Raw genomic sequence first — 23,215 nt, forward strand, 5'->3', positions numbered from 1 at the left:
CATGGGTACCGAGGACAAGTTCAGCAACAAGGCTGAAGAGCTCAAGGGCCGGGCGAAGGAAGCGGTCGGCGACGCGACCGACAACGAGCAGTGGCAGGCCGAGGGGCGCGCCGAGCGGGCGAAGGGCTCGATCAAGCAGGCAGGGGAGAAGGTCAAGGACGCCTTCCGTGACGACAACCGCTAGGAGAACCTCCAGCGCCGCCTCGTTCGTGCCTCAGGGTGCGGACTTGGCGGCGCTGCGTCGTGCTGCCACCGGGTGCGAAGGGTGCGAGTTGTACAAGCCGGCCACGCAGACGGTGTTCGGCGCGGGGCCGGAGGACGCCCGGCTGGTGTTCGTGGGCGAGCAGCCGGGTGACGTCGAAGACCGGCAGGGCGAGCCGTTCGTCGGGCCCGCCGGTCGGCTGCTGGACAAGGCGCTGGACGAGGTAGACCTGGCGCGTGAAGGCGTGTACGTGACGAACGCGGTCAAGCACTTCAAGTTCGTGCCGGCGGAGCGGGGGAAGCGGCGCATCCACAAGGCGCCGTCACGTGGTGAGGTCGCTGCTTGCCTGCCGTGGCTGCACGCGGAGCTGGGACAGGTGCGGCCCGAGCTGGTCGTGTGCCTGGGCGCGACGGCGGCGAAGGCCGTGCTGGGGAGCGCGTACAAGGTCAGCGAGCGCCGGGGACAGCTGGAGCACGTCGACCCGTACGACGTGATCGCGACCGTGCACCCGTCGTCGGTGCTGCGCGCTCCCGACCGTGCCGAGGCGTACCGGGGTTTCCTGGCCGACCTGCGGGTAGTGCGCTCCCACCTGACCTGACGGTGAACGTGAAGCGGCCCCCTGACCGCTTCCCGCACTCGGTGCGGGCCGAGCTGGACTGGGCTCGGGGTCACGGGGGCCGGGTGGCTGCCTGGGATTCGCCCAGACCACCTGGGAAAGGTCGGTCCTAGCGGACAGCCACCTCACGACGAGTCCTATAGCTATTCAACTTCGGACCACCTCCTTCCTCGTGTACCTCGAACGCTATGCGACGGTCCCCGCGCCTCGCAACGGAAATTCTCCGCGGGTCCACCAAGTGGACCTGATCACCGGGCTCGCTGGTCGCACCGCGCCGGGAACCCTTGTGCCAGCACCGGGAAATCGTTGTGCCAGTACGGAGTCCGAATCCCGCCGGACTCGGATGCGTTGTGCGGGCAAGGTTGTCGACATGAACTTCGAAGGCAAGGTCGCACTGGTAACGGGTGGCAGCAGGGGTATCGGGGCGGCGATCGCGGTGCGGTTGGCGGAGCTGGGCGCGGATGTCGCGATCACGTACCAGAACGGTCCGGGTGACGTGGTGGACCGGGTGAAGGAACTCGGGCGGAGGGTCGTGGCCGTTCAGGCGGACAGCGGTGACCCGGAGGCCGTGGTCGGCGCGGTCGAGGAGACCGTGTCCGTGTTGGGGCGGTTGGACGTTCTGGTCAACAACGCGGGTGCGTTCATCATCGGGCCGGTGGAAGAGCTCGGTGTGGCCGAGTTCGACCGGACTTTCGACGTGAACGTGCGGGCGGCGTTCGTGGCGGTGAAGGCGGCGCTGCCCCACCTCGGCGCCGGTGGTCGGGTGATCGGGATCGGCAGCAACGTGGCCGAGCGGGCGGTGTTCCCGGGTTTCTCGCTGTACTCGGCGAGCAAGGCGGCGTTGGTGGGGTTGACGAAGGGGTTGGCGCGGGAGCTGGGGCCGCGGGGGATCACGGTGAACCTGGTGCACCCCGGTGCGACCGCCACCGACCTGAACCCGGCGGACGCGCCTGGCGCCGACGTCGTTCGCGGCTTCACCGCGGTCGGTCGTTACGCGGAGCCGTCGGAGGTGGCGGCGGCGGTCGTGTTCCTGGCGTCCGACGAGGCCCGTTACGTGACGGGCGCGCAGTTGCACGTGGACGGCGGCTTCACCGTCTGACCCACGCTCCGCGTGAGTCCTACGTTCACGCCCCGTGAGTCCTACGTTCGCGTCGCGTGAGTCCTACGTTCGGAACCTCCGAATTCAACGCTCAGAACAGGCAGGGCGCTTCTGAGCGTTGAACTCGGGGTGCCGGAACGTAGGACTCACGCGTTCGGAACGTAGGACTCACGGGGTGGGGTTAGCCGGCGTTGACGTCGATGCAGGCGTAGAACGCGTTCGAGGTGTCGCCGATGTTCCAGATGGCGAGCACCGTCTGACGGCCGGAGGCGCCCAGGTTCACCGTGTGCGACACGGTGGCCGGGGGCTGCTGGTTGCCGCCGTCGAAGAACCCGACCCGCCTGCCGCTCACGTAGTACTCGTAGTTGGCGGTGCGGTGCCGGGCGGTGAAGGTCCAGTTGAAGGTGACGGACCGACCGGTCGAGGCGACCCGCCAGCCCTTGTTGTCGTCGTTCAGCTCGGCGAACCGGGCAACGCCGCCGTTGCAGCTGCGCAGACCCTTCGGGCCTTCGACGCTCTGCGGCTCGTACTTGACGTCGCCGCACGGCACGAGGCCGCGGGCGCACTGAGCCTGACGGCTGGGCGGTGACGAGACGTAGCCGTGGGCGTACGCGGGCGCCGAGGGCAGGACGACCGTCACGAGCGGCGCGGCGAGCACACCTGCCGCCACCGCGGCGATCCTTCGTCGGAGTGACATGGGGACTCCTCTGGTCGGATGGGCGGAAACGCTTGCGGCGAACGCCAACCCGAGTGCGCGTGGGTGGGGACAAGGCGTTCACCCAACGCGGCGGCAGGTCTAGACCATACTCTCCGTGACTGCCCCGTGACAACGGTCAACCGGCTCCGAGGCTGTCGTCGTGTCCTGTCCGGCTGAAGGTGTCGGTGTCCGGCCCTGGTTGTCGGGTCGGTTAGCAGCCGCGCCCTGCCGCCGCGCGTATGAACCGGCCGCGCGTCCGGGTGATCTCACCGTCCGGCACTCACCAACGACGACGCGCCGTGCGTATGTCAGTGGTGGGGCCGGAACCTCCGGACACCCGATGCCGGGAGAATCAGGGAGTGGTTTCCATGGTGAGTCCGCAGGGCAGAACACCGGCGAAAAGCCGCACGAGGAAGGTCGGCGCGGCCGTGGCCGCGGTCGCGTCGGTCGCCGGGATGGTTTTCGCGGCGGCCCCCGCCACCGCCACCGCCACCGTCGCCGCCTACCCCGTCAGCTATTTCAGTGTCTCGGACGGTTTAGGGAGCTACTACTCGGGCACGGCCACCTGGTACAACCGGTCGGTCGGCGCCACCGGAACGTTCAAGGCCGTCTACTGCTCGCGGATCTACGGGCGGGCATTCACAGGCAGCACCTCACTGGACTTCGTGAGCTCCAGCACCTGGTGCAACAGAACCGCGTCAGCGACCCTCAACCTCGACGCGAATGTCGTGGGCGGGGCCAACAAAATCTGGATCTACATGACCGACGAAGACGGGTACTACCTCGACGGAGACACCTGCTACCGCAACGTCACCTACTGCGTTAACGGTCTGGAGTAAACCCACGATCAAGGCGTCCCGCAGATCGAGAGCGTGCAGGCTCCAAAGCGAACAGCAGGCAACACCGAACAGTTCGAGGCTGGGGTGAGGACCCGCGCAGGGGCGCCGATCCGCCAAGTAGGTCCGGACAACTCGGCGACCGGCCGTGCGGACCTACGTGGCGGACCGCAGGTCAACAGCATGGTCCTCTGCCATCTCCACCTGGACAGGACACTTCGTGTCGCTGCTGTCCTGTCCGATCAGTCGAGCGGTGGCGAGCAGGGCGCGGATCTGTCTCAGCGCGGCTGCAGTGGCCTCGGACAAGTGGGTGCCCGTTCCCCGGACCTGGGAACCTGACGGCACATGGGTCACCCAGAGGTCCGGCGGCTGGTCCGGCCGTCGCGTGCAGTAGGTATCGAGGCGCAGGTCTTCGGGCGGCGCGTCGGGCATGTCCAGGCACTCCGGCACCACGGTCACCCGGGCGGACGCCTCGTCGGTCCGGTCGTCCGGCAGATCGCCCTGGCCGCCCAGGTCTGCACGCTCCAGCCGCGCTCCGCTGCGAGATCGCGATAGCGGCGCGGCGGCAACGCCACGCATCGCGCGTCGCCCTCGACGAAGACGACCACGTCGAAGGGTGCCTGGGAATCCCGCAGCGCCAACCGGGGAGCGAGGTCGCCCCTCGGCGGCCTGCGCGGACGACCGTTCCACCTCGGCCTCCCACTCCAGTTCGACAGCCGCCGCCAAATCCTCTTCGACCGCACGCAGTCGGACGGCGGTTGCGTGCAGCGGACCCGGTTCGGCCAGGCAACGGCACAACCGGCTTGCCCGAAGATGATCGCGAAGGATGATCGGGTCGGCCAGGAACGACTCAAGGCCGGCGTGCTCCGAGAGACCGCTCTCGTACACCGGCCTCGTCATGAGTTCGTTGTGCAGCCGGGCGAGTGGTCGGCTGCCGTCGATCGGTGGCGCGTTCCGCGCTGAGCCGCCCAACGAATCCCGGACCCACTTTTCGGCCGACGCGCTGATGCCCGTTCTCGGTGAACCTCGCGGAGGCCTCACGAGATTCCTGGTGTACCTGGCCGATTCTCAGGCGACAGCCGGCCCACCCCGAGTGGGGAACCAGCGAATCGTTTCCCTGACCGAGGTTCTGACCTCACTGCTAACCGGCGGTGGAGGTGAGGAGGGCTCCGGTGATGGTCGTGGCTTCGATCTGCTGATACGGCATGGCGCTGGACGGCAAGCCGTCACGGGCGATCACCCATTCGTCGCCCAACGACGAGACCGCCAAGTCGCCGACGTCGAACCGGAAGAGGACGCCCCCGACCGCCGGTGGCGTGGAGTACCCCCAGATCAGCGCGGCATCCTGCAGGCGGGCGCCCACGAATTCGGCGAGCAGGCTCGGCTTCCGCGCATGGCCGACCCGTCCTTGGCCGTACTCGTCCAAGTCGTAGGAGGATCGAGGCGGAGTTTCCTCCAAGAGGAGCAGCTCGCCACAACCGCGGAGCTCCATTACCGGGACACCGGCGAAGTGCAGCCAGAACATCACCAACGCGTTCTGCCGATCCTGGTACCAGTGCCACTCCTCGGTCACCGACTCCAACACCCTGCCGAACCGGGCCCCCAGCAGCGCAGTAGTTCGGCTGCCGTCGTCGGGAATGACCATTGTCCCAGCGTACGGGGGCGTACGCCTGCTCGGAGGAACGAGGGAGTGGTTGTCGTGCATCGACGGCCTGCACTGGACCCGCTGCCGACGACCGAGGTGCCGACGACCGAGGTGCTGACGGGGCCGTCAGGGCGACGGGGTCAGCATTCGTTCGAAGTGCGGGCGAAGTTCGTCAGGACCGAGCACGGTCGTCAGCGGTGAGGTGGCGATCGCGGTCGATCGTTCGTCGGCGCTCCGGGCGATGGCGTCCGCGGTGCGTCCGCTGCCGCGCAGCACCACCAGCGGACGGTTGTGGTCGAGGCTGTGCTCGGCGTCCTCGAACGTGATCTCACCACCGTTCACCAGCAAGGTCAGCGACGGCTGCGGCCCGGCGACGACGTCGGCCACGTCCGCGATCCACGGCACCTCGTCACCCCACGTGTCGCCCGGCACGAGCAGCTGGTGGGTGTGGTTCGGCTCGAACGCGCCGCCGACGGCGACCTCGGCGGCCACCCCGATCAGCGGGAACCGCCCGCCCTCCGCCGCACGGGCCCGCCCGATGGCCCGCATCACGCCGATGTCCGTGCCACCGTCGACCACCACGGCCCCGCGCTCGTCCAACAACGCGACCAAGCCGCGCAGCACCAGCTCCAACGCCTCCAGCTCGGCCCGGTCCATCCCGGCGGCGCCGCCGACGAGCACCAGCACCGGCCGGCCTCCCGGCAGACCCGCACGGCTCAGCTCGGCCCTCGACGTGACGCGCACCCAGTCCACGATCGGCGACCGTACCTGCGCGACTCCCACACCGTGTCGTTCCACCCCTCTACTGCGGAAGCCGCGGGAGTGGGGCCGTTCGCCGTAGACGAGGTAGCCGTCGGATGGATTATCCGGCTGGGCGCTCCCGCACATGTGCATGTTCGTGCATGATGGAATCGGGCGGTATCGGGGAGGTGGCAGTATGACAGTGGAAACACCGGAAGGACTGTCCTCGGACTTGTTGGATCTGACGGCGACGTCGTTGTCCGAGATGAGAACGCTCCGCTGCAGCACCCTTGACCAGGCGATTCGCCGTACGCTCACGCACTTCCGCAGTGGCTGCGCCGGAGATTCGGTCCAAGTGCAGGGCAACGACGGCACCGCGTCGGCAGCGATGTGAGGTCGACCGGACTGCGGGCCCATCGGCTGCCGCGTTTCGTGTTCGACGAGATCTGTGCGGGATCGGTATCCGCGGCCGGAATGGCAATATTGCGGAAAACGCAGTACAGCGTTCGGCGGCTGCGGTTGCGCACGCTGCTGGAGGCCGCGCACGCGGTCACCCGCAGGCTCGGGCCGTTCGCCGACCTGGACGGGTCGTGGACCGTGCTGGCCGAAGCGGAGCGGATCGCGCCGGACGTGGTCGAGGACGTGCTGATGCACCCGTCGGTCGGCGTGTGGCTGAGCCGTGCCCTGCGCCAGGTGCTCGGCACGGCGGCCGACGCCACCCCGCTGTGGTCGGAGGTCGGCTGGTTCCACGCCGTCGCCGCGGCTGCCGCCGTCCGAAGTGGACTGTCCTGCGCGATCGCCGTGCCCGTCGTGCACGGCGCGGTGTCGCTGCCGTCGGTGGGCGCGTACCGGCTGCCGAACCGCTTCCCGGTGGGCCACGCCCGGCTGCTCAACTCGGCCACCGGCCCGTCGATCGAGGTGGCGGGAGAAACGCGTCCGGTGCGGTGGGAGGCCGTCAAGCGGCACTGCGGCACCGCGCGCGGGCACACGGTCGACGTGGTGGTGGACGACCTCGACCCCTACCGCGAGTTCACCGGTCCGGTGCCGCCGGGCCCGCTGGACGACGGCGAGTGGGACGAGTGGCGCAAACTCCTCGGTGAGGCCTGGGACCTGCTGACCGCGCGGCACCCCGGACCGGCGGAGGAGTTGGCGGCCGGACTGACGGTCGTCGTCCCGCTGGACGCCCGGCGGGACATGTTCGCGGCGTCCTCGGCCGCGGCGTTCGGCGCGATCGCCATGTCGCCCAAGCGGTCCGCGACCGAGTTCGGCGAAGCGCTCGTGCACGAGTTGCAGCACTCCAAGGTCAACGCCCTGCTCGACCTGGTCGAGTTGCACCGCGCCGACCGCGCGCCGGCGTTCTACGCGCCGTGGCGGGACGACCCGCGTCCGCTCGACGGGCTGCTCCACGGCGTGTACGCGTTCGTCAGCGTGGTGGAGTTCTGGCACGGGCAACGCGGTCTCGTGCCCGCGTCCCTGGCCCGGCGCGCCGAGTTCAACCTCGCGTACCGGGCTCGCCAGGTGGGCGTCGCCGTGGCCGGGATGCGCGGCCTGACGCAGTTCACCGACCTGGGTCGCGAGTTCGTCGCGGCGGTCGCGGTGCGGCTGGCGGCGTGCGAGCCGGTCGACGTGCCGCCGGAGACGGCGACCGCCGTCGCGGACCTCACCACCGAGCACTCGATCGCCTGGCGGCTGCGGCACGTCCGCCCGGACCCCCTGCGCGTCGCGGCGGTGGTTGCCGCGTGGCTGGACGGGCGCGCGGCACCGGAGGCCGTGCCCGCCGGGGAGGTCGTGCCCACGGCCGCGTCCGGGGAATCGCTGCTCGCGGCCCTGCTCAGGCTGCGCGTGCTCGACCCGGCCGAGTTCGCCCGCGTGCCGCACCGAGTGGGGCCGGAGTTCGCCTACCTGCGAGGTGACCGCTTCACCGCCGCCGACGGCTTTGCCGCCCGCCTGCACGCCACCCCGCACGACGTGGCCTCGTGGGCCGGTCTGGGCCTCGCGCTCGGTTCCGCCGCGCTGCGCCGCGTGCCCGAGGTGGTGCGCGCCGTCCACCACGACGTCGCCGTCCGCACCGGGACCGCGCCGTCGCCGCTGCGGCTGGTGGCCTGGTTCGACCGGGCATCGGCGCGGTCGGCGGTCACCGGAGCCGTCTGAACACGGGCGCGTCGGCATTGCGGACGTCGACGTTGGCGAGGAGCTCTCGAATCGTCGGCCGCTGCGGCAGGTCGTCGGTCAGGACCGAGTACCGAAACCGGGCGGCCCGCTTCACGAGGGCAGGCTGGAAGTGCAGGGCGGTCGCGGTGATCTCCACGACCGGAGCGATCCCGGCGATGGACGTGTTGTGGTCGACGAACGTGATCAGCGGGGCACCGAAATCCATTTCCAGCGGGTGATCTTCGAAATCCTCGCGCTTGATGTCGCGGCGACCGGCGTTGATCAACTCCAGCTCGAACGTGTGCGGCCGGCGCAGCGGTCGGTCCTGGTAGGCGGTGGTGACGCCGGGGAAGTCCGAGTGGGGGAGCAGCGGGCGTGCCGGCCTGGTCACGACGAGCAGGCGTCCCCGGTAGTGGGAACTCTCCCAGGTCACCCGGGCGCCGATCGCGATGGCGGCGACCGCGGTGGTCGCGGACGCGATCTTCCACAGTAAGTCCGGGTCGTTCCACATCGCCGGCTCCAAGGTATTCGTGGGGTGGGGGTGGGACCGTTTTTTCGCATTCCGGTTGAGCCCGTCTTCGTGGTGTTCGAAGGCGTGGCGGCGAGCATCGGGAACGGTTGTCGTCGGGAAGCGTCCGGTCCGGCCGGCGGCCCGCTGACCACGGGCCGCCGGCCGGGTGGGGATCAGAACTGCATGGTGTCCGTGTCGCAGTTGGCCCGTGCGTACTGCGTGGCGGCGACCGTGGCCGGGTGGTCGTCTCCCAGGGTCTTGCGGAAGCTCGCCACCGTGCGGGCGTGCAGCACCGCGGCCTCGTTCTCCTCACCGACGTTGCCCAGGTCGATCGAGAGGTTCACCGCGATCGCCAGCGTCGACGGGTGCTCGGGTCCGAGTACCCTGGTGGACCGTTCGAGCGTGTCCTCGTCCAACGCCCGCGCCCGCGCGTGGTCACCGGCGGCGGCCAGGTCGCTGGCCAGGTTCGTCGCCGCGACCAGGCTGAACGGGTGGTCGGCGTCGAACACCTCCACGAGTTGCGCGTGCATCGTGTGGTCCAGGTCGAGCGCACCGGTGACGTCGCCGAGCAGCCGCAGGACCACCGCCAGGTTCAGCCCCGCGATGAGCGTGAACGGGTGGTTCGCGCCCATCCCGGTCCGCATGTCCGCGTAGCTCGACCGAGCCAGGCCGAGCGACCGGTCGAGGTCGCCGAGGTGGCGCAGGTCGATGGACACGTTCATCTGCGACGTCACCGTGTCGACGTGGTCCTCTCCCAGCCGGATGCGGTACAGCGCGGCGCACTCCTCGGCCAGTTCGAGCGCCCGCACGTGGTCACCGCCCCGGCACAGCGCGACCGACAGGTTCCGCATGGCGCCGATCACCCTCGGGTGGTCGACCCCGAACTGCTCCCGTTGCAGGGTCAGCGATTCGTCCTGGAGGCGGATCGCCTCCGCGTACCGGCCGAGTTCCCGCAGGTCCATGCAGAGGCTGTTGTGCGAGCTGAACGTGAGCGTGTGGTCGGGTCCGAGCACCGCGATCCGCCGGCGCAGGTTCGCCTCGTCGATCCTGCGGGCCCGGTCGTAGTCGCCCATCAGCCGGAACGCGCTGGCGAGGTTGTTGGCGTAGTTCAGAGTCTGCGGGTCGTCCTTGCCGAGGATCACGGCGGCGCGGTCGTAGACCTCTTGCCGGATCTCCAGCTCCCGGGCGAACTCGCCCTGCGACCGGCGGTCGGCGGCGAGGGTGTCGAGCATGTTCAGCATGGCTTCGTGGTCGTCACCCACCAAGTCCCGCATCAGCTCGTGCGTCTGCTCGTTGAGGCGTTGCGCCTCCGCGTTGCGCCCCATGCGGCGCAACGCGATCCCGTACCGGCGGGACATCTCCAGCGTGTCGAAGTCCTTGTGGCCGAGCGACTCCCGCCACGACTCCATGGCCTGCCCGGCCAGGTCGCGCGCGCCGTCGAAGTCGCCGGTGTTGAGCAGGTAGCGGACCAGGTTCGTGACCAGGACGCGGACCCACCGGTCCTGGCAGCCGATGAGGCGCGACACCAGCGCGTGCGGCAGCAGCTCGGCGTACCGGGGCCAGTTCGCGGTGACGTCCGGGTCGCCCGGGTCGCCGTTGACCAGCAGCACGTGCACCGCGTGCCGCATCCGGTCCTGCTCCTCCTTGTCGAGCCGGTTCTTCAGCACCGTCTGCACCAGCCGGTGCAGTTGCAGCGCGTTGGCCCGGTGGTCGATCTTCGCCAGGCTGTACCGGCTGATCTCCCGGACGGCCCGGCTGAGTTTGATCGGGTCGCGCAGGGCGTCCGCCAGCGCGTCCGGCACGGGTGCGTCGCGGACACCGCGGAAGAGCTTCTGGGAGATGGGGTCCGGGCCGAAGAACGCGCACACCTGGAGCAGCTGGAGCGCGGCCCGGTGGTCGTTCTTCAGGCGGTTCAGCGGGACGTTCCACGCCGCGGCGACGGGGAGCTGGTCCTCGCTGGACGTGCCCGTCTCCAGCAGCTCGGTGCGGTTCTGCCGCAGCAGTTCCAGGTACTCCGACACCTGCATGCCGGTCTGCGCGCGCCAGGCAGCGGCCTGTTCGACGGCCAGTGGCAGGTCACCGAGAGCCTCGGCGAGCGCGTCGGCCTCGGCGTCGTCCAGGTTGCCGCCGCGGCGGTGGAGCAGTTCGACGCTCTCCTGGCGGGTGAACAGGTCCACCTCGACCGGACGGGCGAAGCCGCCCCACTCGGAGTTGCGGGACGTGACGATGATGTGGCCGTTGCCCGCGGGGAAGTACGGGCGCACGTCCTGCGGCCGGTCGGCGTTGTCGAACACCAGGAGCCAGCGCGAGTGCGGCTCGCCGCGGCGCAGCGCTTCGAGGACGGCGGGCACGGCGGTGTCGGCCGCGGCTGCCGCGGCGACGCCGAGCTTCTTCGCCAGCTCGACGAAACTCGCCTTGATCTGCGCCGGCTGCTCCGCCGAGATCCACCACACCACCTCGTACTCGGAGGCGTGCCGGTGGATGTACTCCACGACGGTCTGCGACTTGCCGACGCCGCCCATGCCGTGCAGCGCCTCCGGGAGCACCGCGGTCGGCCCCGCCTCGCTGAGCTTCTGCCCCAGTTGGGCGAGCAGTTCGACCCGGCCGACGAAGTCCGGGTTGCGCAACGGCACGTGACCCCACACCTGCGGCTGTGTTCCGGGACTCCGATCGCCGACGAACAACGGGGTGTGGGGAGCGTTCATGTCGTCTCCTTCGGGCGGCAACGACCCGACCTCTGGTGCGAGCGGCCGGGTGTCGGTGTTCGTCACAGCGTGGTTCTCCTGGTTCGGTGTGCCGTCCGTGGTCGCGCCGGCGGGGTGGGCGCGGTCGGAGCCGAGCGTCCGCCGGATGCGCTGCGACCTGCGGGAATAAGGTCCGGAGAGGGCGCGGAACACCGCGGCCTGGACCTTGAGGTAGGGCAGGTTCTCCGGGGACGGGTCCAGGTCACCCGTCCCGTCCGGCTCGTCCAGGGCCAGGCGGAAGTTGCGCAGGGCCGCGTTGTCGGCGCCGCCGTACTCGTCCAGCACGCGGGCGACCCGTGCGGTGTCGGAGCGGCGGGAGGTGGCCAGCAGCTCTTCCCGGACGCCGGTGTCGAAGTCGTAGGCCACGGCGCCGGTCGCGCCGTCGTGGCCGGGCAGCCGGGTCATCAGGCCGCCGAGCATCACCTCGGCCAGCGCCGACAGGTCCGAGCCGGGCAGCAGCACCCGCTGCACCAGGCCCATCAGCTGCGGGCTCAACGGGGTGGCGGCGAGCAGGCCGGCGAGCTGGAACCCGTCCACCGAGGCGTACGTGCGGAACCGCAGCACGCGTTCGGCCGCGGTCAACGGCTCGTCGTCCACCGGGCCGGGCGGGGGAGCGACCTGCGGTGTGACGAGCGCGGCGGTCGTCTCCACCCACTCGGCGCCCGGCGCGGTGAGCAGCCGGGCCCACGCGGTCATCCACTCGGCGGACAGGCCGAGCACGGGAACGGCCATCGCGCCGGCGTCGGTGGCACCGGCGCCGGCGATGCGCAACCGGCGGTTGGGCGCGCCCGGAGCGTGCGCGGACAGCCTCATCCGGCGGGTCGGCAGGCCGCCCCAGGACCACAGGCGCTGCGCCAGCGTCTGCACCACCGCGACCGGCATCGACCGGCCCCACCGGTGCAGCACGTGGCCGACCGCGCCGGTGTGCCAGGCCCGGCCGATGGTGTCGGTGAGCACCAGCACGATCCGGTTGCCCGCGGGCTCGACCAGGTACCGCCACTCGTGCGTCGCGCCGCCCTCGGACCGCAAGGTCACGGCGTGCGGCACGGGGTGCGAGCTGTCCAGCTCGTACACCCGCACGTCCCGGAACGCGCCCTGCCGCTCCAGCAGCACCCGGAACTCCCGCACGGTCTGCCGCCAGATCTCCGCCGCCACGGTCGTGTCGACCACCAGCGCCACCTCGAACCGGCGCCACGGCGCGGCACGCCACTCCGGCAGCCACAGCCCGTCCTGGGCGGCCCGAACGGCGGTCGCCTCCTCGTCCAACGCCTTCAGCCGCCGCGACGTCTGCCTGCGCGCCAACGGCCGCAGCGCGCGGCTGATCCCGCGCCGTTCCGGCAGCGCCGGCACGGTCGGCCACGCGGACACGGCGCTGACCTTCCCGCCCAGCGCGAGCACCGGGTCGGCGCGCGCCATCGTGGTCGGGGTCGGCGTCCACCGCTGGGGTTCCGCGCGGCCCGGATCGTGGTCGCGGAGGGGTTCGGGCTCCGGCTCGGGCGTCGGATCGGGCTCGTCCGGACCGGCTTCGTCCGGACCGGCTTCGTCCGGGGCTGGGGCGTCGGGCGGCTCGGCGTCGGCCGCGGTGGCCTCGGGGGCGGTGGCCTCGGGTCGAGCAGGCGGTCGCAGGGCGCCCGCGAGCCACAGCGAATCCCGGACCTCGCGCAAGGTCAGGTCCGCGGTGCGCAGCGCCTCCACCCGGCTGTCGGTCGCGTCGAGGTGTTGGAGCAGCACCTCGACGCCCGGCGGCTCGGCCCGTGGTCCGGTCATCCGGCCTCCGCGGACAGCGGGTGCCAGATCGCCTTGAGCAGGTCGGTCCACTCCTCGTCCGGCCGGTACGCGCCGGACGTGGCCAGGTGCACCGCGTTGAGCAGCTGGTCGGCGGACACCGTGCCGACGTCGGACCGGTGGTCCAGGAAGTCGCCGATGAGCCGGGCCACGTCCACGCCGTGCGCGTCGCCGAAGTGCACCGCCACCATCTCGCCCAGCTGCTCCTTGCCCGGCTGTCGCACGTGCAGGCGGAGGCAGCGGCGCAGGAACGCGGGCGGGAACTCGCGCTCACCGTTGCTGGTGATGATCACGATCGGGAACTCGCGGCAGCGGACGATGCCGTGGTGGACGGTCGCGGTGTGCCCGCGGTCCGCGGCCAGCACCTCAACGTCGTCCCGGTGCTTGGCGTACCGGACCAGCTCCGGTATCTCGTACTCGCCTTCCTCGAACGTGTTCAGCAGGTCGTTCGGCAGGTCGATGTCGCCCTTGTCCAGCTCGTCGATCAGCAGCACGCGCGGCAGGTCGTACGGCAGCAGGGCGGTGCCCAACGGCCCGAGGTGGATGTAGTCGCCGATACCGGACTCCGGGTCGTTCGCGCCGACCGCCTGCACCCGCGCGATCGCGTCGTACAGGTACAGGCCGTCCTTCAACGTGGTCCGGCTGGTGACCGGCCACCGCAGCACCGGGCCGAGGCCCAGCTCCCGCGCGACCAGGTACGCCAGCGACGACTTGCCGGTGCCGGGCGCGCCGGTGACGAGCAGCGGGCGGCGCAGCCTGATCGCCGCGTTCACCATCGCGACCTCGTCGGGGTGCGGTGTCCGGCGCACCGCGCGCACGCCACCCACCCGCCGGTCGCCCTCGCCGCCGTCGTCCGCGGGCCGGGACGTGGCGCCGCGACCGGTGAACGTCCGCCAGGGCGGTGGCGGTGGCAGGTCCGCGACGGGCGTCTGGGCGACGTCCCCGGTGCCGTGGTAGACGTTGCCAGAGCCGACTCGACCGTCGTTCATCCGACCGCAATCCCTTCCGGTGGCCCCGGTTGGCTCGGCACGACGAGCCGCGTCGGATCGTCGTAGAGGATCGTCAGCGCCTCGCCGACGTGGCGTCGCGTGGGGCCTTCCGCGAACGCCGTGGTCCGGGACATGCGGACGCGTTCCAACAGGTGCAGCTCGTCCTGGCCGTGCAGCACGGACTCGACCACGTCGGTGAACTCGGGCGTACCGCAGTCGTGGCGGTGCCACACGATCAGCGGCACGCCCGCCTTCACCGCAGCCGCGATCTCGTCCCGCCCGGCGGTCTCCGGCCGCGGCGGCGCGCTGAGCACCAGCGACACCAGCGAGCGTTCCCGGTTGAACCGCGACAACAGTTCGCGCAGGCCTTGTTCGCTGCCGCTCAGCGCGCGGCACGTGGAGGTGTGCGCGAGGCCCTTGTCCCGGCCCAGTTGGTCGGCCATCTCGTCCCACCGCTGACGCCACTCGCGGTGGTACTTGCGCGCGGTCATCCGCTCCAGGCTGCGCACCACCACCGGGTAGCGGCAGCCCATCGGCACGGCCAGGTCCGCGTCGTTCTCCCACGGCCACTGGTCGACGTTCAGGTTCAGGTTCTCGTAGTCGAGCACGAACTCGATCCGGATGTCCGGGCGGTACTGGGCCCAGTCGTCCTCGACCTTCTCGATGAGCGCGGCCACCTGCACCTTGATCTCGGCGAGCGTGCCGACCTCGTCCTTGCCGTGCAGCGGCGACCACGGCTCGGGCCGGCCGAGCTGCCGCCAGTGCGACAGCCGGAACCGGTCGCCGGTCGGCCCTTCCCGGCGCAGCAGCAGCACGAGGTAGGCGGGGGAGCCGAGCGGTGGGGCGAGCGGTCGCGCGGTCTCCGGGCGCAGGCTCTCCCGGATCGCGGCCAGTTCGTCCACCAGGTCCATCGACTCGGCCTGCGCCTCGTTCCACCGGTGCAGTTCGATCGCCAACTCGGTGCGCACCCGCGAGGCGATGTGCTCCACGAACACCATCGGTTTCGGCACGCCGTCCGACTCGGCGTTCAGCGTCTCCAGCACCCGGAACACGCCGGAGTACGTGGTCGACCCGTCCAGGCCGGGAGCGGTCGAGCCGGCCACGACGCGGTAGATGTCCGCGATATCGGGCACGACTACGCCAGCCAGCAATGTGAACAGCCTTGCTCGTTCGGAGGTCGGGAACAGGTCCAGCGGCGTCAGTTCCGCGATGACGCGGCGCAATTGAACCATCGCGCGCGAGTCCTGCTCGAATCGACTCACGATGCGCACAAGCGCGGATAGCCGTTCAGGGCTCTGCTGACACACTTCGGCCAGGCTGTAGAGGTGTCCGTAGGTGTTCGGGAACTCTTCGACCGCCAGAGTTTCCCGCAATTCTGCGGAGATCATCCGGACGACCAGGTTACGTCCGGCGCGATCGGCCAGGGTCGGCACTTGGCACAGCGCTTCGACAAGGGGAAAGAGCAACCGGCTGCCGCCGTTGTCGTCCGCATGGACCATTGGTGGTCCCCCATTCGAGCGGTCCGCACCCAGTGTCGAAGCCCTTTCACGAGCTCAGTATTACCGGGTACAGGTTACGGATTGTCCAGCTCACTCTTCGGTGCGCAATAGGGTGTCGAATCGGTTCATTGGTGTGGAATCCTCACCTTCCACCACGTGCAGCGCGTGGCCGAGGGCGGTCAGGCCGTGCTCGTGCTCCAGGCAGACCTGGAGCAGGCCGCTCACGTGCAACGCGGCGATCGGGTGGTGCGGCACGGCGGCGGCGATGGCCGGCGGCAGCAGGTCCAGCACCAGCCGGCGGTCGGCCTCGGTCCGCATCGACGGCACCGCCATCAGCGCGTGGAACAGGGCTCCCGGGTCCGGGACTCGGGCGTCGAGCAGCCAGACCGGTTCCGCCAGGCCGGGCACGTGCGCGGTGCGGTGGCGGTCGGGTCCGTCGATCGGGTGATCGCGGAAGTACCGGTCCGTCATCGCGACCATGACCGGCCGGCCGCACACCGCGTGCGCGGACCGGAAGGCGTCCGAGTCGAGCACGGCCAGCGCTTCGGCGACGTCGTCGGCCACGGCCACCCGCAGTCGGAGCGGCACCGCGTCCGAGTCGTTGTGCCGGTGCACGGCTTCGGTGAGCCGCACCGGGAAGCGGTCCGACGGCGGGCGCGCCAAGAGCACCGCGGCGTGGTCGGTGGCGCGGGTCGGGCCGGTCAGCGCGCCTCGCACCAGCCGCCGGGCGGCGTCGATCCCGGCGGCTTGGTCGGGCGCGATCGCGAGGGCGGCGCGAGCGCCCCCGTCGGTGACCGGCATGGCACGAGCATGCGGACACCGCCTGGGGGCGTCAAGATCTACAGCTCCAGACCGGTGAGCACCAGGACCCGCTGCTCGGTCAGGTCCTCCATCGCCGAACGGACCCCCTCGCGGCCGGTGCCCGACTCCTTGACGCCGCCGTACGGCATCTGGTCGGCGCGGAAGCTCGGCACGTCACCCACGACCACCCCGCCCACCGCCAGCCGCTTGGCCGCGCGGAACGCCAACCGGACGTCGTGCGTGAAGACACCGGCCTGCAACCCGAACCTGGACGCGTTCACCCGGTCGAACGCCTCGTCCGCCGAAGCGACCGACTCCAGCACCACGACCGGGCCGAACACCTCCTCGTCCACCACCCGGCACCCCGCCGGCACGTCGGCCAGCACGGTCGGCTCGTACGCCGCACCCGTCCGCCGGCCCCCGGTCAGCACCCGCGCGCCCGCCGCCACGGCCTCGTCCACCCAGGTCTCCACGCGACGCGCGGCGGCCTCGTCGATCAGCGGGCCGACGTCGGTGGTGGGGTCGGTCGGATCGCCCGTGCCGAGCTTGCGCACGTGCCCCACCACGGCTTCCGCCAACGCCGCGTACACGTCCTCGTGGGCGTACACGCGTTGCACCGAGATGCACGACTGCCCGCCCTGGTACATCGAGAACGTCGCGATCCGCTGCGCGGCCCGGTCCAGGTCCGTCCAATCCGGACAGACGACGGCCGCCGCGTTGCCACCCAGCTCCAGCACGACGTGCTTGCGCGGCACCCGGTCCAGGATCGAGTAGCCCACCGGGCCCGAACCGGTGAACGACACGACCGGCAGCCGCGGGTCCTCGGCCAGCGCGCCCGCCACGGCGTTCGGCACCGGCAGCACCGACCACGCGCCGGCGGGCAGGTCGGTCTCCGCCAGCAGCTCGCCCAGCAGCAGCGCGACCAGCGGCGTGGCCGGCGCGGGCTTGACCACGATCGGCGCGCCGACCGCCAACGCGGGCGCGACCTTGTGCGCCACCAGGTTCAGCGGGAAGTTGAACGGCGCGATGCCGAGCACCGGCCCGCGCGGCGCCCGCCGCACCAGCGCCAGCCTGCCGTCCGCCGCCGGGTCGGTGTCCAGCCGCTGGAGCTCACCGGAGAACCGGCGCGCCTCCTCGGCCGCCCACCGGAACGTCGACACCGCCCGGGTCACCTCGATCCGCGACCACTTCACCGGTTTGCCGGACTCGGCCGTGATCAGCGCGGCCACCTCGTCGGCGCGCTCGGCCAGCCGGCGCGACACGTGGTCCAGCGCCGCCGCCCGGGCGTGGGCGGGCAGCGCGGCGAAGTCCTCGGCCACGGCGTGCGCGGCGGCGACGGCCCGTTCCACGTCCTCGGCGGTGGCGTTCGACGTGACGCCGGCCGGCGCGCCGTCGTGCGGGGTGCGGATCTCGACCAGGTCGTCGCTCGTCGCGGGCTGTCCCGCGACCCAGTACGGCGTTGTCACTGAATGGCTCCTTCGAGTACGTCCAACCCGGGCACGTGATCCAGCATCGACCTCGCGGTGGGGTGGCGACAGTATTCAATCTGGCGACTCGGTCGAGCGGTGTTGTACACAGTGTCCATGGCGTTGACGGTCGGGGCGTTGGCCCGGGAAGTCGGTCTGACCGTGCACGTGGACGCCGGGCTGGACCGGGACGTGGCGTGGGTGCACAGCACGGAGTTGGCCGACCCGACGCCGTTCCTGGAAGGCGGCGAGCTGCTGCTGACCACGGGGATCGCGCTCGGTCCGCCCGACGGGTACGTGCGGCGGCTGGTCGCGGCGGGGGTGGTCGGGCTCGGGTTCGGCACGGGGCTGAGCCACGAACGCGTGCCCGACGGGTTGACCCGGGCGGCCCGGGAGGCCGGGCTGGCGTTGCTGGAGGTGCCCAAGGCCACGCCGTTCATCGCGATCACCAAGGCGGTGTCGCGGGCTGTCGCGGCCGACGAGTACGCGGCACTGGCGAGCACCAGCGAGGCACAGCGCGCGCTGACCCGTGCGGCGGTCGGCGAGGGGCCGTTGGGAGTCGTGCGGCGGCTGGCACGGCTCATCGACGGCGGGGCGGCGTTGTTGGACCCGCACGGCTCGCCGGTGCACGTCGTCGGCTCGCTGCCCGACCTCGCCGACCACGTGCGGCGGCTCGCGGCCTCGGGCGGACCGGCGGGCGCGGCGTGGCAGGAGGGGGAGCGGCAGGTCGCGATGCAGGTGCTCGGCCGGCTCGGGTACCTGGCCGTCGCGGCGGACCGGGCGCTGGACGCGGGCGTGGTCAACGTCGCCGCGTCGCTGCTCACGGTGGCCTTGGCGCGGTCGGACGAGGTCGAACGGGTGTGGCGGGACCTGCGCGAGGCGCGGTTCCGGCTGCTGCTGGCCGGCGCTCCGGTGGACGGCGTGCCGGAGGGGGAGTTCCGGGTGTTCGTGCTGCGCGGCGGGGCTGAACCGCCGCCGGGGTTCTGGGCCGAGGTGGACGGGCGGGTCGTCGTGCTGGCCCGCGAGGTCGACGTGCCCGCCGCCGCGTCGAGCCCGGTGGACGTGCGGAGCGTCGCGCGCGGGTACCGGGAGGCGTTGCGGGCGTTCGAGGAAGGCGTGGCGACGTTCGAGGAGGTCGCCGGCGCCGGTCTGCTCGCGCCGGACGCCGCCGAGTTCGCCGCCGTGCTGCTGGCGCCGTTGGACGACGTGCTGCGCGAGACGGTGCGGGTGTGGCTGTCGTGCCACGGGCAGGCCGATCCGGCCGCCGCGCGCCTCGGCGTTCACCGGCACACCGTGCGGAACCGGTTGGGACGAGTGGAGGAACTGCTGGGGCGTTCGTTGGAATCCGCAGGTCTGCGGGCCGAATTGTGGCTGGCCCTGCACGCTTGACCGATAAGGTGATCAGGCACCGCCGCCCACGCCCTTATCCCGAGGGGGACTCCTTGGCGCGCTTCCGATTACTGGCGCACGCGGCCGGTGTCGTCACCGTCACCGCCGTGCTGCTCGCCGCTGTGCTGACCAGTCCTGCGAGTGCCTGTGTCTGCTTCCCGGGCAACGAAGCGCTGCGCTACCAGCAGGCGACGCAGGTGTTCTCCGGGAAGGTGGTCAGCGAGAAGGTCGACGTGCAGGACGGTCACAGCGACCGGTACCGGTACGGAGTGGTCGTCGACACCGAGTACAAGGGCGACGTGCCGCACTTCGTCAACGTCGTGACGCTGAAGAACTACTCGTGCAGCCTCAGGATGACGGTGGGCAGCGAATACGTGATCTTCACGCGCCTGGTCTCGTGGGACGGCCTGCTGGAGATCGACCAGTGCAGCGGCACGCGGTCGGCGGTGTCCGGTCCGCCGGTGACGACGTCGCCGTCTTCACCCGGCATGACGACGACGCCGCCCGCGACGACACCGTGCGCGACCGCCACGCCGTGAGGGATGGTTCGTCTGTGCGCCGGGGTTCACTCTGTTGGGTGATCTCCGGCCATCATCCGGTTGGTTCGTCGCCCCCGACGGGTCCGTGCTCGTACTCTTCGTCCGGGTCGACGCCGTCCTGCGCCGGCCTCACCTCGTCCACCTCGCCGAGGGCGTCCACCTTGGCTGCCGGGTCGTCGATGAACTCGTCGATCGTGGGCTCCCGCTCGCGTTCGGTCATGCCGCGGAGGTACCCAGCCGACCGCCCTGCGACACGGGTGCGGGAACCCGAAGAAAAGACAGGTTTGTGACAGGGGTGCCAGGGGTACGTGGAGCGGAAAGCGTGAACGGGGTGGCTGCCCGCGTGGCACGGGCGGTAGCTTCCGGTCTCCGGGCCGGCTTCGTCGACACAGCGGAGGTTCAACCGGATGTGGGACGGTGACCTGACCGGCGAGGTGGTCGACGGCAGGTACGAGCTGGGCACCCTGTACGGATCGGGCGGCATGGCCGAGGTGTACCGCGCGCTCGACACCCGATTGGACCGGACGGTCGCGATCAAGTTCTTCCAGGGCGAGGCCTCCGGCGAGGACCGCATCCGGCTCGACCGCGAGGCGCAGGTCCTGGGCGCGATGCACTGCCCCGGCCTGGTCGAGGTGTACGGCACCGGCGTGTTCCGCGGTCGGCCCTACTTCGTGATGCAGGCGGTCGAGGGCGGCACGCTGCGGCGCCGGATGCGCGGTGCGATGGCCCCCGAGATCGTGGCCACGGTCGGTGCGCAGATCGCGGGCGTGCTGGCCCACGTGCACGCGCAGGACGTCGTGCACCGGGACGTGAAGCCGTCGAACATCCTGCTCGACACCGAGGGGCGACGCGCCTACCTGGCCGATTTCGGGCTGGCGCTGCAGGGCCAGGTCACCCGGGTCACCCGATCGGGGGTGCTGGTAGGCACCGCCGGCTACCTCGCGCCGGAGCAGGTGCGCGGCGGGGACGTGCTGCCGGCCGCCGACGTCTACGCCTTGGGCCTCGTGCTGCTGGAGTGCCTGACGGGGCGTCCCGAGTACCCGGGCGGTGACACGGAGGCGGCGCTGTCCAGGCTGCACCGCGAGCCGCGCATCCCGGCGAACCTGCCCGAGCAGTGGACCGCCGTGCTGACCGGGATGACCGCGTCGGACCCGGCCAAGCGGCCGGCCGCGGCGGAGTGCGAGCGGCTCCTCGAAGAGGCGGCGCGGGCGAGCGTGGGGCTGCCGCCGTTGGTCGAGGTGGACGTGGTCGACCGAGCCGAGGTCGGCGTGGCCGCGGTGGGTGGGCCGGCGGTCGGCGGCGCAGCGGTGGTGGACGAGCCCAGGAAGGGCAGGAACCGGGCGGTGCTGGTCGGCACCGCGGCGGCTGCCGGCGTCTTGGCCCTGTTGAGCCTGGTGACGCTCGGGGACGCGTTCGCGCCGGGCTCCGGCGAGCAGGCCGGCCGGACCACCACCGCGCCCGCCCCGGTGGCGGAGCAGGCGGCGGAGAGCGGCGTGGCCGACCCGAACTCCCCGCCCGCGCTGACGAACGCGCGGGATGGTGCCCGGGTGGAACCGTCGGGGAGCACCGCGGACGACACCGGCGGCGGCGTCGCCCCCACCAGCGGCACTGGAACCACGACCACGACCACGACCGCGCCGGCGGACGGCGGCGAGGACGACGGGTCCGACCACGCCACCAGCAAGCCGCGCAAGGAGCCGGTCGACCCGCCGACGAACGTGCCGGTCGTCATCACCCCCGTGCCGGTCACACCGACGCAGGTCGGGCCGCCGGCGAGGGAAGGCGCGGTGTCCGGGCGAGGCTGACCAGGACGGCAACGGCCCGCACGACTGATCGTGCGGGCCGTGCCGAATCGCGTGTCAGCGGAGGGCGGGGAGGAGTTCCGCCTTGGCGAAGTCCAGGAACTCGGGCTGGTGGTCGCCGCCGATCTGCACCAGGGCGAGATCGGTGAACCCCGCCTCGCGGAACGCGGCCACCGCGTCCACCACCGGCCCGGCGTCCGGCCCGCACGGGATCTTCGCGGCCACGTCCTCCGGTCGCACGAACTGCGTCGCACCGGCGAACCCTGCCGTGCCCGGCAGTTCCGCGTTGACCTTCCAGCCGCCCGCGAACCACCGGAACTGCTCGTGCGCCCGTTCGACCGCCTTGTCCCGGTCCGGGTCCCAGCAGATCGGCAGCTGACCGATCTTCCGCGACCGACCGCCCTGGAAGACGTCCCACTCCTGGCTCAGCGCCGGGTCCGGCTCGACGGCCACCATCGCGTCGGCCAACGGCGCGAACGTCCGCACCGACTGCCCGCCGGACACCGCGACGGCGATCGGCACCCGCTTCTCGGGCAGGTCCCACAGCTTCGCCGAATCGACCCGGAAGTGCTGACCCGAGTAGTTGACGTACCCGCCGTCGAACAGCTGGGAGATGATCTCCACGGCCTCCCGCAACAGCTCGTGCCGCACGTTCACCGGCGGCCAACCGCGGCCGACCACGTGCTCGTTCAGGTTCTCCCCGGCGCCGATGCCCAACGTGAACCGGTTGCCGGACAGCAGTTGCACGGTCGCCGCCTTCTGCGCCACGACCGCCGGGTGGTAGCGCACCGTCGGGCACGTCACGTAGGTCATCAGCTCGACCCTCTCGGTCGCCTGCGTGACGGCGCCGAGCACGCTCCACGCGTACGGGGCGTGACCCTGCTCGTCCAGCCACGGCGAGTAGTGGTCGCTCATCACCTCGAAGTCGAAACCGGCCTGCTCGGCCCGCGTGGCGTGCTCGACCAACTCGCGTGGGCCGGCCTGCTCGGTCATCAGGGTGTAGCCGATCCGCACGCTTCCTCCTAGGCCATGGGCAGGTCGGTGAGGTCCGCCCGCAACTCGTCGAGTTCCTCGTAGACTGCCGACGCGCCGGCGTCCCGCAACTCGGCTTCGCCGAAACCACCCGTGCGAAGGCACACCGAGGGCAGACCGGCGCGGCGCGCGGCTTCGCAGTCCCAGACGGAGTCGCCGACGACCACCGCGCGACCGCTGCGGTCGGCCCGCCGCAGCGCCACCTCGATCAGGTCCGGCGCGGGTTTGCTCTGCTCGACGTCGTCCGCCGACGTCGACGGGACGCCGGACGCGTCGAGCAGCTTGACGTAGTGGTCCACGTGGTGGCGCTTGCCCGAGCTGGCCAGCACGACGGCGCAGTTCTGCTCCATGGCGGCGGCGATCAGGCGGTGCGCGCCCTCCAACGGCCGGATCTCGGCGAGCATCGGCTCGAACGCGGCTTCCCACGCGGTGCGGATGTCGTCGCCGTGCTCCCGTTCCACGTGGTCGCCCGCGACGGCGGCGACGAGCTTGTCACCGCCCATCCCGATGGAGCGGTGCAGGCGCCAGGTCGGCACGGTGATGTCGAAACGCCGGAACGCGCGGAACCAGGCCACCGCGTGGTGGTAGTTCGTGTCCACCAGCGTGCCGTCCACGTCGAGGACGAGCGTGTTGGTCATGGGGCCTGGTTAACCAGGCCGGACCACCCGCAA

The 23,215-nt window shown here is 71.4% G+C and carries 21 protein-coding genes; 8 read left to right on the plus strand and 13 right to left on the minus strand.

Annotated features, from left to right (window positions below):
- Position 1 precedes the first annotated feature (1 nt).
- From OQ02_RS21660 to OQ02_RS21670, 3 genes are all read left to right on the plus strand, one after another.
- Positions 2-184 carry a CsbD family protein gene (locus tag OQ02_RS21660; RefSeq protein ID WP_033440350.1) on the plus strand — a complete coding sequence of 61 codons (183 nt, stop codon included), beginning with the start codon at positions 2-4 and terminating at the stop codon, positions 182-184.
- Positions 168-800: a UdgX family uracil-DNA binding protein gene (locus OQ02_RS21665; RefSeq protein WP_033440351.1), complete on the plus strand. Its 633-nt coding sequence runs from the start codon at positions 168-170 to the stop codon at positions 798-800. Before OQ02_RS21660 ends, OQ02_RS21665 begins: the two co-directional genes overlap by 17 nt.
- 388 nt (positions 801-1,188) lie before the next feature.
- On the plus strand, positions 1,189-1,917 hold the full coding sequence (locus tag OQ02_RS21670; protein WP_033440352.1) for an SDR family NAD(P)-dependent oxidoreductase: 729 nt from the start codon (positions 1,189-1,191) through the stop codon (positions 1,915-1,917).
- A gap of 181 nt (positions 1,918-2,098) precedes the next feature.
- Here OQ02_RS21670 and OQ02_RS21675 read toward each other — a convergent pair whose 3' ends face one another.
- A complete protein-coding gene (locus tag OQ02_RS21675) occupies positions 2,099-2,614 on the minus strand; it encodes a lytic polysaccharide monooxygenase auxiliary activity family 9 protein (RefSeq protein WP_033440353.1) in 516 nt (171 codons plus the stop codon).
- Between the two features lie 368 nt (positions 2,615-2,982).
- Between OQ02_RS21675 and OQ02_RS21680 the strand changes: the two genes are divergently transcribed.
- Positions 2,983-3,453 (plus strand): hypothetical protein, encoded by a 471-nt coding sequence (locus OQ02_RS21680; protein WP_156077192.1) that lies wholly within the window; start codon positions 2,983-2,985, stop codon positions 3,451-3,453.
- Between the two features lie 153 nt (positions 3,454-3,606).
- Here OQ02_RS21680 and OQ02_RS43920 read toward each other — a convergent pair whose 3' ends face one another.
- The 3 genes from OQ02_RS43920 to OQ02_RS21695 form a co-directional block, all read right to left on the minus strand.
- The gene (locus OQ02_RS43920) at positions 3,607-4,350 is read right to left on the minus strand and encodes a hypothetical protein (protein WP_156077193.1); all 744 of its coding nucleotides are present in this window, start codon (positions 4,348-4,350) and stop codon (positions 3,607-3,609) included.
- A 241-nt stretch (positions 4,351-4,591) separates the two neighbouring features.
- The gene (locus OQ02_RS21690) at positions 4,592-5,095 is read right to left on the minus strand and encodes a hypothetical protein (protein WP_051772624.1); all 504 of its coding nucleotides are present in this window, start codon (positions 5,093-5,095) and stop codon (positions 4,592-4,594) included.
- A gap of 126 nt (positions 5,096-5,221) precedes the next feature.
- Positions 5,222-5,848, minus strand: coding sequence for a hypothetical protein (locus OQ02_RS21695; RefSeq protein ID WP_156077194.1), 627 nt, complete (start codon positions 5,846-5,848; stop codon positions 5,222-5,224).
- Between the two features lie 471 nt (positions 5,849-6,319).
- Between OQ02_RS21695 and OQ02_RS21700 the strand changes: the two genes are divergently transcribed.
- Positions 6,320-7,987 (plus strand): aKG-HExxH-type peptide beta-hydroxylase, encoded by a 1,668-nt coding sequence (locus OQ02_RS21700; protein WP_231500153.1) that lies wholly within the window; start codon positions 6,320-6,322, stop codon positions 7,985-7,987.
- Here OQ02_RS21700 and OQ02_RS21705 read toward each other — a convergent pair.
- The 6 genes from OQ02_RS21705 to OQ02_RS21730 all read right to left on the minus strand — a co-directional run bounded on the left by OQ02_RS21705 (position 7,971) and on the right by OQ02_RS21730 (position 17,782).
- Positions 7,971-8,498: a hypothetical protein gene (locus OQ02_RS21705; protein ID WP_156077195.1), complete on the minus strand. Its 528-nt coding sequence runs from the start codon at positions 8,496-8,498 to the stop codon at positions 7,971-7,973. The two genes, OQ02_RS21700 and OQ02_RS21705, sit on opposite strands and share 17 nt — an antisense overlap.
- A 173-nt stretch (positions 8,499-8,671) precedes the next feature.
- A complete protein-coding gene (gene fxsT, locus OQ02_RS21710) occupies positions 8,672-13,009 on the minus strand; it encodes an FxSxx-COOH system tetratricopeptide repeat protein (protein WP_051772626.1) in 4,338 nt (1,445 codons plus the stop codon).
- Positions 13,006-14,016: an AAA family ATPase gene (locus OQ02_RS21715; protein ID WP_033440436.1), complete on the minus strand. Its 1,011-nt coding sequence runs from the start codon at positions 14,014-14,016 to the stop codon at positions 13,006-13,008. The genes fxsT and OQ02_RS21715 overlap by 4 nt, the downstream gene beginning before the upstream one ends.
- Positions 14,013-15,515, minus strand: a complete 1,503-nt coding sequence (locus OQ02_RS21720) for a VMAP-C domain-containing protein (protein WP_269321634.1) — start codon at positions 15,513-15,515, stop codon at positions 14,013-14,015. Before OQ02_RS21720 ends, OQ02_RS21715 begins: the two co-directional genes overlap by 4 nt.
- Positions 15,516-15,605: 90 nt before the next feature.
- Positions 15,606-16,316, minus strand: a complete 711-nt coding sequence (locus tag OQ02_RS21725; RefSeq protein ID WP_033440358.1) for an effector-associated domain 2-containing protein — start codon at positions 16,314-16,316, stop codon at positions 15,606-15,608.
- Positions 16,317-16,354: 38 nt separating this feature from the next.
- Positions 16,355-17,782: an aldehyde dehydrogenase family protein gene (locus OQ02_RS21730; RefSeq protein WP_033440359.1), complete on the minus strand. Its 1,428-nt coding sequence runs from the start codon at positions 17,780-17,782 to the stop codon at positions 16,355-16,357.
- 117 nt (positions 17,783-17,899) lie between these two features.
- On the opposite strand from OQ02_RS21730, the gene OQ02_RS21735 reads away from it, so the two are divergent.
- On the plus strand, positions 17,900-19,171 hold the full coding sequence (locus tag OQ02_RS21735; RefSeq protein ID WP_033440360.1) for a PucR family transcriptional regulator: 1,272 nt from the start codon (positions 17,900-17,902) through the stop codon (positions 19,169-19,171).
- 53 nt (positions 19,172-19,224) lie between these two features.
- A complete protein-coding gene (locus tag OQ02_RS21740; protein ID WP_033440361.1) occupies positions 19,225-19,710 on the plus strand; it encodes a hypothetical protein in 486 nt (161 codons plus the stop codon).
- Between the two features lie 52 nt (positions 19,711-19,762).
- Here OQ02_RS21740 and OQ02_RS43925 read toward each other — a convergent pair whose 3' ends face one another.
- Complete coding sequence (locus OQ02_RS43925; RefSeq protein WP_156077197.1) at positions 19,763-19,930, minus strand: hypothetical protein; 168 nt, start codon at positions 19,928-19,930, stop codon at positions 19,763-19,765.
- Between the two features lie 187 nt (positions 19,931-20,117).
- Between OQ02_RS43925 and OQ02_RS21745 the strand changes: the two genes are divergently transcribed.
- Positions 20,118-21,515, plus strand: coding sequence for a serine/threonine-protein kinase (locus tag OQ02_RS21745; protein WP_051772627.1), 1,398 nt, complete (start codon positions 20,118-20,120; stop codon positions 21,513-21,515).
- A 54-nt stretch (positions 21,516-21,569) separates the two neighbouring features.
- Here OQ02_RS21745 and OQ02_RS21750 read toward each other — a convergent pair whose 3' ends face one another.
- Complete coding sequence (locus OQ02_RS21750) at positions 21,570-22,526, minus strand: TIGR03557 family F420-dependent LLM class oxidoreductase (RefSeq protein ID WP_033440362.1); 957 nt, start codon at positions 22,524-22,526, stop codon at positions 21,570-21,572.
- Positions 22,527-22,534: 8 nt separating this feature from the next.
- Entirely contained in the window at positions 22,535-23,182 is a 648-nt protein-coding gene (locus OQ02_RS21755; RefSeq protein WP_033440363.1) for an HAD family hydrolase, read from the minus strand.
- Between the last annotated feature and the right edge of the window lie 33 nt (positions 23,183-23,215).

Source organism: Saccharothrix sp. NRRL B-16314 (genome assembly GCF_000716595.1).
Lineage (GTDB): Bacteria > Actinomycetota > Actinomycetes > Mycobacteriales > Pseudonocardiaceae > Actinosynnema.

Coding starts and splice junctions, on each gene's coding strand:
- OQ02_RS21660 (WP_033440350.1), top strand. CDS start 2: ATGGGTACCGAGGACAAGTTCAGCAACAAGGCTGAAGAGCTCAAGGGC.
- OQ02_RS21670 (WP_033440352.1), top strand. CDS start 1,189: ATGAACTTCGAAGGCAAGGTCGCACTGGTAACGGGTGGCAGCAGGGGT.
- OQ02_RS21675 (WP_033440353.1), bottom strand. CDS start 2,614: ATGTCACTCCGACGAAGGATCGCCGCGGTGGCGGCAGGTGTGCTCGCC.
- OQ02_RS21680 (WP_156077192.1), top strand. CDS start 2,983: ATGGTGAGTCCGCAGGGCAGAACACCGGCGAAAAGCCGCACGAGGAAG.
- OQ02_RS43920 (WP_156077193.1), bottom strand. CDS start 4,350: ATGACGAGGCCGGTGTACGAGAGCGGTCTCTCGGAGCACGCCGGCCTT.
- OQ02_RS21690 (WP_051772624.1), bottom strand. CDS start 5,095: ATGGTCATTCCCGACGACGGCAGCCGAACTACTGCGCTGCTGGGGGCC.
- OQ02_RS21705 (WP_156077195.1), bottom strand. CDS start 8,498: ATGTGGAACGACCCGGACTTACTGTGGAAGATCGCGTCCGCGACCACC.
- fxsT (WP_051772626.1), bottom strand. CDS start 13,009: ATGACCGGACCACGGGCCGAGCCGCCGGGCGTCGAGGTGCTGCTCCAA.
- OQ02_RS21715 (WP_033440436.1), bottom strand. CDS start 14,016: ATGAACGACGGTCGAGTCGGCTCTGGCAACGTCTACCACGGCACCGGG.
- OQ02_RS21720 (WP_269321634.1), bottom strand. CDS start 15,515: ATGGTCCATGCGGACGACAACGGCGGCAGCCGGTTGCTCTTTCCCCTT.
- OQ02_RS21725 (WP_033440358.1), bottom strand. CDS start 16,316: ATGCCGGTCACCGACGGGGGCGCTCGCGCCGCCCTCGCGATCGCGCCC.
- OQ02_RS21735 (WP_033440360.1), top strand. CDS start 17,900: ATGGCGTTGACGGTCGGGGCGTTGGCCCGGGAAGTCGGTCTGACCGTG.
- OQ02_RS43925 (WP_156077197.1), bottom strand. CDS start 19,930: ATGACCGAACGCGAGCGGGAGCCCACGATCGACGAGTTCATCGACGAC.
- OQ02_RS21745 (WP_051772627.1), top strand. CDS start 20,118: ATGTGGGACGGTGACCTGACCGGCGAGGTGGTCGACGGCAGGTACGAG.
- OQ02_RS21755 (WP_033440363.1), bottom strand. CDS start 23,182: ATGACCAACACGCTCGTCCTCGACGTGGACGGCACGCTGGTGGACACG.